This window comes from Roseovarius sp. (assembly GCF_018066915.1).
Classification (GTDB): domain Bacteria; phylum Pseudomonadota; class Alphaproteobacteria; order Rhodobacterales; family Rhodobacteraceae; genus Roseovarius.
In genome coordinates this window covers 1-6,602 of record NZ_JAGPVV010000078.1, presented here as the reverse complement: position 1 = coordinate 6,602, position 6,602 = coordinate 1, and the positions used below count along the sequence as shown (strand labels likewise).

7 protein-coding genes are annotated in these 6,602 nt (G+C 60.0%); 3 read left to right on the top strand and 4 right to left on the bottom strand.

What is annotated here, in order from left to right:
- Positions 1-815: extracellular solute-binding protein (locus KBT70_RS04640; RefSeq protein ID WP_296629359.1), on the bottom strand; the 815-nt coding region annotated here is incomplete at its 3' end.
- 383 nt (positions 816-1,198) lie between these two features.
- On the opposite strand from KBT70_RS04640, the gene KBT70_RS04635 reads away from it, so the two are divergent.
- The gene (locus tag KBT70_RS04635) at positions 1,199-1,972 is read left to right on the top strand and encodes a 3-hydroxybutyrate dehydrogenase (protein WP_296629358.1); all 774 of its coding nucleotides are present in this window, start codon (positions 1,199-1,201) and stop codon (positions 1,970-1,972) included.
- A gap of 62 nt (positions 1,973-2,034) precedes the next feature.
- Here KBT70_RS04635 and KBT70_RS04630 read toward each other — a convergent pair whose 3' ends face one another.
- On the bottom strand, positions 2,035-2,730 hold the full coding sequence (locus KBT70_RS04630) for a DUF502 domain-containing protein (protein WP_296629357.1): 696 nt from the start codon (positions 2,728-2,730) through the stop codon (positions 2,035-2,037).
- 257 nt (positions 2,731-2,987) lie between these two features.
- Between KBT70_RS04630 and rpsB the strand changes: the two genes are divergently transcribed.
- Together rpsB and tsf are read left to right on the top strand one after the other, a co-directional pair.
- Complete coding sequence (rpsB, locus tag KBT70_RS04625) at positions 2,988-3,752, top strand: 30S ribosomal protein S2 (RefSeq protein WP_296629355.1); 765 nt, start codon at positions 2,988-2,990, stop codon at positions 3,750-3,752.
- A 76-nt stretch (positions 3,753-3,828) separates the two neighbouring features.
- Positions 3,829-4,701 carry a translation elongation factor Ts gene (gene tsf / locus KBT70_RS04620; RefSeq protein WP_296629352.1) on the top strand — a complete coding sequence of 291 codons (873 nt, stop codon included), beginning with the start codon at positions 3,829-3,831 and terminating at the stop codon, positions 4,699-4,701.
- A 362-nt stretch (positions 4,702-5,063) separates the two neighbouring features.
- On the opposite strand, the gene KBT70_RS04615 is transcribed toward tsf, so the two are convergent.
- Complete coding sequence (locus KBT70_RS04615; RefSeq protein ID WP_296629351.1) at positions 5,064-5,819, bottom strand: LuxR family transcriptional regulator; 756 nt, start codon at positions 5,817-5,819, stop codon at positions 5,064-5,066.
- Positions 5,819-6,259, bottom strand: a complete 441-nt coding sequence (aroQ, locus tag KBT70_RS04610; protein WP_296629349.1) for a type II 3-dehydroquinate dehydratase — start codon at positions 6,257-6,259, stop codon at positions 5,819-5,821. Before aroQ ends, KBT70_RS04615 begins: the two co-directional genes overlap by 1 nt.
- Between the last annotated feature and the right edge of the window lie 343 nt (positions 6,260-6,602).

The window sequence follows — 6,602 nt, the reverse complement described above, 5'->3', positions numbered from 1 at the left end:
TCGCTTAAGGTGATCTCGCCGCGTGTGACGGCGGGGAAATCATATTGGCTGGCCCAAGCCTCGGCGTTGAATTCGCGCACATAGCTGACCAGCCCTGCCTTGAACGCCTCTTTGAGCACGGTGTCGTCGCCGTAGAATTCGATGCGGATCTCGTCGAAATTATGGGTGCCGCGCCGCAGGGGCAGGTCGCGGCCCCAATAGTCGGGATTGCGTTTCAGGGTGACGTGGCGATTGACCTCGTAATCGCTGACCACATAAGGGCCGGTGCCAAGGGGGATGTCGTCAATCGCCGCCTGCGCGATGTCGCGCCCCTCCCATTGAGATTTTTGCAGGATCGGGCGCAGGCCCGCCAGCAGCGCCAATTCGCGGTCGTCCTCGGTGAAGGTCAGGCGCAACGAGCGCGGGCCGGTTTGGGCGATGCTGGCCACCTTGGTCCAGAAGCCGCGATAGCGCGGGTGGCCTTCGGTGCCCAGTATTTCGTAGGACCAGAGCACATCCTCGATGGTCACGGGGGCGCCATCCGAGAATCGGGCCTCGGGGCGGAGGGTGAATTCGACCCAGCGGCGGTCCTCGTCCGTCTCGACCGATTCGGCCAAAAGACCGTAAAGCGAGAAGGGTTCATCCCAGGACCGGCCCATCAATGTCTCGTGGGTGAGGTCGGCCAATTGCCAGGGCGGCGTGCCGCGCAGGATGAAGGGATTGAGCGAATCAAAGCCGCCCACATTGCCAGTCACGACCCGGCCACCCTTGGGCGCATCGGGGTTGGCGTAGGGGAGCGACACAAAATCAGGTGGGAGCGCCGGGGCCCCATACATAGCTATGCCATGCTGAGGCTGGGCCAGCCCCGGAGAGGCGATACCAAACAGGATTATCGCGGTCAGTCCGGCCCAAAGGCTGCGGAACAAATCTGATCTCATTTCAGCGACAATCCCTTGATGGCCTTGTTTCGTTGGGCCGGACCCTAAAGAGGGATTCAAGGCTTTTCAAACTTTTAGCTTGGACTGCGGCGCAGGATTGCTTATAAAGGGGGCACTGCTCGATAGGTTTCTTGCCTGTATGAAACCTGCCTCAATAACTTAACGCCCGCTTCGTGCGGGCGTTTTTTTGTGCCCGTCGCGAGAGCGTGATGGCTATTCCCCGTGCATTTCGCGGATGCAGCATCTATGTTGCACACGCAATAATCATTGGGAGAACGGGTATGACCGTCAAAGGCAAGACCGCTATCATCACTGGCTCCAATTCCGGCATCGGGCTTGGCATCGCCGAGGAACTGGCGCGCGCCGGGGTCAATGTGGTGCTGAACTCCTTTACCGATTCGGAAGAGGATCACGCGCTGGCCGCGAGAATCGCCAAGGAGACCGGCGTCGAGGCGCGCTATATTCAGGCCGACATGTCCAAGGGTGATCAATGCCGGGCCTTGATCGAGAAGGCGGGGCGCTGTGACATCCTCGTGAACAATGCGGGTATTCAGCATGTGGCGCCGATTGACGAGTTTCCGAGCGACAAGTGGGATGCGATCATCGCGATCAACCTCACGTCCGCGTTTCACACCACCGCCGCAGCCCTGCCGATGATGCGCAAGGCGGGTTGGGGCCGGGTGATCAATATCGCGAGCGCCCATGGCCTGACCGCAAGCCCCTATAAATCGGCCTATGTGGCGGCCAAGCATGGCATCGTGGGCCTGACCAAGGTCACGGCGCTGGAAACCGCGAAAGAGCCGATCACCGCCAATGCGATCTGTCCGGGCTATGTGCTGACCCCGCTGGTGGAGGCGCAGATCCCCGACACGATGAAGAAATACGACATGGGGCGCGAGGAAGTGATCGAGAAGGTCATGCTCGAGCGGCAACCGTCCAAGGAATTCGCCACGACCGAGCAACTGGGCGGCACGGCGCTCTTTCTGTGTTCGGATGCGGCGGCGCAGATCACCGGCACGACGATCAGCGTCGATGGCGGTTGGACGGCGCTCTGAGGCGAGAGGCCGGGGGCGCTGCCCCCGGACGCCCGAGGTATTTCAGGCCAGATGAAGCGGGGTCAGGCGCGCCCTTGGCTGTTGCGCTCTGCATCGGTGCGCTCGGCGGGATAGACCAGACCGGCGGAAATCACCAGTTTGGCGGCATCCTCGATCGTCATCTCAAGCTCGATCACGTCCTCGCGCGGGAAATAGAGCAGAAAGCCCGAGGTCGGGTTGGGCGTTGTGGGCACGAAAATGCTGAGGATTTCGCCTTGGGCGCGGGCCTTGTCGCTGATTTCGCCGCGCGCTTCGGTCGAGATAAAGCCGATGGCCCAGATCCCCTTGCGCGGATATTCCACAAGGCAGGCTTTCTCGAAGCTGCGTTCAGATTGGGCAAAGACCGTCTCGGCGATCTGTTTCACGCCGGAATAGATCGAGCGCACCACTGGCATCCGGTTCACAAGCGATTCCGCGAAAAGGATCAGGGACCGCCCGATCAACCCCTTGGCGATCCAGCCCACCAGAACCGTGAAGATCAGGAAGATGATGACGCCCACACCACGCAGGTTGATGCCGATATATTGTTCGGGCTGATACTGCGCGGGAATGAGCGGCAGCACAAAGCCGTCGACCCAACCGATCAGCGTCCACATCAGCCAGACCGTGAGGCCCACGGGGGCAATCACCACAAGCCCGGTCAGGAAGGATGCGCGCAGACCGCCAAAGCGTTTTGGCTTGCGCGGCGGTGGGGGCAGATCGTCAAAGGGGGTGTTCATACCGGTTCCATCCAGAGGATCACGCGGATATCTAGGCATAATGAGGCGCGCTCACAATGGGGCATCGGGGCCACGGGAACGCGGCGTTCAAAATACCTGAGCGGGGCTTGTATAGTGGGCAGAGGGCAGGTATACGCGCGCCACTGTAACCCGCAGACATGGGCGGGCTGTTGGGGGAGAAATCCCCAACCGTCCACCGGTTGAAGCATCCGCTTCTCTTCCCGTGTCGAGGCGAAAACCGGAAAAGGAACTTTGTAATGGCTCTTCCCGAGTTCACGATGCGTCAGTTGTTGGAAGCTGGCGTTCACTTTGGCCACCAGACGCAGCGCTGGAATCCCCGCATGGGCGAATTCATTTATGGCGCGCGCAATGGCATCCATATCATGGACCTCACGCAGACCGTTCCGCTGCTCGATGCAGCACTGAACGCGATCCGCGAAACCGTGGCCAAGAATGGCCGCATCCTCTTTGTCGGCACCAAGCGTCAGGCGGCTCAGCCGATCGCCGAAGCCGCAGAGAAATGCGCACAGTATTACATGAACCACCGTTGGCTCGGTGGCACGCTGACCAACTGGCAGACCGTGTCAAAATCGATCCAGCGTCTGAAACAGATCGACGAGATGATGGAGCAAGGGGCTGAGGGCCTGACCAAGAAAGAGCGTCTTGGCATCGAGCGCGACCAGATCAAACTCCAAGCAAGCCTTGGCGGTATTCGTGAGATGGGCGGCGTGCCGGACATGCTGTTCGTGATCGACGTCAAGAAAGAAGCCCTGGCCGTGGCCGAAGCCAACAAGCTGGGCATCCCGGTTGTGGGCATCGTCGACACCAACTGCTCGCCCGATGGCATTGACTACATCATCCCCGGCAACGATGACGCGGCGCGCGCCATTGCGCTCTATTGCGATCTGGTCAGCCGGGCCGCTCTGGATGGCATGTCGGCCCAGTTGGGCGCCGCAGGCGTTGACATGGGCGCGTTGGAAAACCTGCCGGTTGAAGAAGCTCTGGCCGAAGCCGAAAGCTGAAACGCCGTCATCAAACTGACATGGGGGCAGGGGTATCCCGCCCCCAATCCCGAGACCGAATTTGAGGAGAGCCGAGATGGCGATCACTGCTGCAATGGTAAAAGAACTGCGCGAGAGCACGGGCGCAGGTATGATGGACGCAAAGAAAGCGCTGACCGAGACCGATGGCGACATGGAAGCAGCGGTTGACTGGCTGCGCACCAAGGGGCTGGCCAAGGCCGCCAAGAAATCCGGGCGCACCGCTGCCGAGGGTCTGGTTGCGGTCAAGGTTGCGGGCGGCGTGGGTGTCGCGGTCGAAATCAATTCCGAGACCGATTTCGTTGCCAAGAATGCCGATTTCCAAGGCATGGTGGCCTCGATTGCCGGTGCCGCGATTGGCGTGGCCGATGTGGAGGCGCTGAAGGCTGCGACCGTGAACGGCAAGACCGTCGCGGATATCGTGACCGACAAGATCGCCACCATTGGCGAGAACATGGCGCTGCGCCGCATGGCGCGTGTCGAAGGCGATGGCGTGGTGGCCTATGTCCACAATGCCGCGGCAGAGGGCATGGGCAAGATCGGCGTTCTCGTGGCGTTCAAGGGCGATGAGGGCTTTGCCCGTCAGGTTGCGATGCATGTGGCCGCAACCAACCCCGCCGCGCTGAACGAGGACGTTCTGGACCCGGCGATTGTCGAAAAAGAGCGTCAGGTGCAGATCGACATCGCGCGCGAATCCGGCAAGCCGGACGCGGTCATCGAAAAGATGATCGTGGGTCGCATGGCCAAGTTCATGGCAGAGGTGACGCTGATGGGTCAGTCCTTTGTGATGAACCCCGACCTGACCGTTGCCGCAGCCGCCAAGGAAGCCGGGACCGAAATCACCGCATTCGTGCGTCTGGAAGTGGGCGAAGGCATCGAGAAAAAAGAAGAGGACTTTGCCGCGGAAGTGGCCAAGGTCGCTCAGGGCTGATACGACGACAGTTCAACCAAGACGGGCGCCCCCAACGGGGCGCTTTTTTTGTTTCGACCGTAGGGCACAAAAAAACGGTGCCATCCTTGGGGAGGGCACCGTTTCTTGACCGGGACGTCTATTGGGGATGAAACGCCGATCAGGTAGCGTCGACCGTCAGTCCCGAAGAATAAGAACCAACGGCCGACTTCCGGATTAGCCGGAGCGAGTGACACCGCCTGTCAATATAACCAAACGATGCCGCCCACATGTTCCCAGGCAAAATAGCCACCACTCACGGAACGGTGTGATAATGCTACGTTACGTCAACTTGCGAAAGTAAGGGAATCCATACCATGACATAAGGCACGGATTTCTTTTGCTTATTTCTCGAGAAAGAAGATCTGGTTGTGAAACGCCGCCTTGAGCACCGCTTGGGCCGTGGTATCGACCGACAGGGCCTGACGCGCGAGGCGCAGGTGTTTTTCCACCGTCGCCGGGGTCAGGCCCATGATGGTGGCGATGTCCTGAATCGTCTTGCCGTCGCCGACCCAGCCCAGCACCTCGCGTTGGCGAGGGGTCAGGGCGCGGCCGGGCGCGGTATAGGGCAGGGAGAGGATGCGCAGATGGGCCACGTTGTTGAGGGCGAGGATCTGCTCGCCGCAACGCTCCCAGAGGGCATCCACCTCTGATTGTGGCGTGCCTTTCGCGGCGGTGAGGGCAATTGCGCCCTTGGTGCGCGGGCTGAGGGATTTGAAGCTGATGGAATAGCCGGCGGTCACGCCATGGGCATGGTTGAACTCGACCACGCGACGCTCTTCCGGGGTCAGCGTGCCGCTCTCGGTCATGCGGCGCAGCACAGACCACGAGCAGGCCCCGTCATTCTCTAGCGCCCAACGGACCATCGGCGCGTTGAAATAGAGGCCATCGCCGACAAACACATCCGTGTAGCAAGGATCGTGATTCGTCAGCATCAGGAAATCATCAGGATCGCCCAGCGAGGTTGCGGTGCGATAGCGGGTGTAGCCATAGATCAGCCTGTCAAAGCCATACTCTGCCATGAACCGGGTGTGATGATCCCAGAGCTCCTCGATGGTGGCGGCATTGAGCAGGGCATTGACCCTTGCGGCTTCGATCATCAGGCACGCTCCAGATGGCCCAGCATCGCATCGAGCGCCAGAACATAGCCCTGCGCCCCAAAGCCGCAAATGACACCAAGCGCCACGCGGGCGATATAGGACTGATGGCGAAACGCCTCGCGCGCATGCACATTCGACAGGTGCAGCTCGATCGTCGGAATGGCGACCGAGCTGATGGCGTCCATGAGAGCAACCGAAGTATGGGTATAAGCACCGGCGTTGAGGATGATCCCGTCATAGGTGCCGCGCGCCGCGTGGATTGCATCGAGCAGCGCGCCTTCGTGGTTGCTCTGGTAAAAGGCGACGGTCACGCCGCGGCTATTGGCGGCGTCCTGGCACATGGCCTCGATATCGGCGAGAGTGGTGCGCCCGTAAACTTCGGGCTGCCTCGTTCCCAAGAGATTGAGGTTCGGTCCGTTCAGAAAGAGAACTGCGGTCATGGTTAAACTCCTGCGGTTCTCTCATAAACTGCGAATCTGTGCCGAGTCGAGACCTGCGTGGTAGGAGCGTGAGCATCTCTGAGGACCAGTGCATCCGGATCACGGAGGGGCTGGCCGATTTCAGATCAGAAATGGTGCGTAACACCTTGATATAATGCATATTCGTAAGTGGTGAATAGATTGGTGTGGCTAATCTGATCGTCTTTATTAATTACATAATACTGATTATGCGAACTACGGATTAACCTGTTCAGGACCGGCTGCACCGGTTCATGACGATCTGCATACGGTGATCGGGGCATGAAAAATGCCCCGACAGCGGGTCCTTGCACGGTGCTTCCAT

Excerpts from the sequence above, each read along its gene's own strand:
- KBT70_RS04635 (WP_296629358.1), top strand. The coding sequence starts at position 1,199 with ATGACCGTCAAAGGCAAGACCGCTATCATCACTGGCTCCAATTCCGGC.
- KBT70_RS04630 (WP_296629357.1), bottom strand. The coding sequence starts at position 2,730 with ATGAACACCCCCTTTGACGATCTGCCCCCACCGCCGCGCAAGCCAAAA.
- rpsB (WP_296629355.1), top strand. The coding sequence starts at position 2,988 with ATGGCTCTTCCCGAGTTCACGATGCGTCAGTTGTTGGAAGCTGGCGTT.
- tsf (WP_296629352.1), top strand. The coding sequence starts at position 3,829 with ATGGCGATCACTGCTGCAATGGTAAAAGAACTGCGCGAGAGCACGGGC.
- KBT70_RS04615 (WP_296629351.1), bottom strand. The coding sequence starts at position 5,819 with ATGATCGAAGCCGCAAGGGTCAATGCCCTGCTCAATGCCGCCACCATC.
- aroQ (WP_296629349.1), bottom strand. The coding sequence starts at position 6,259 with ATGACCGCAGTTCTCTTTCTGAACGGACCGAACCTCAATCTCTTGGGA.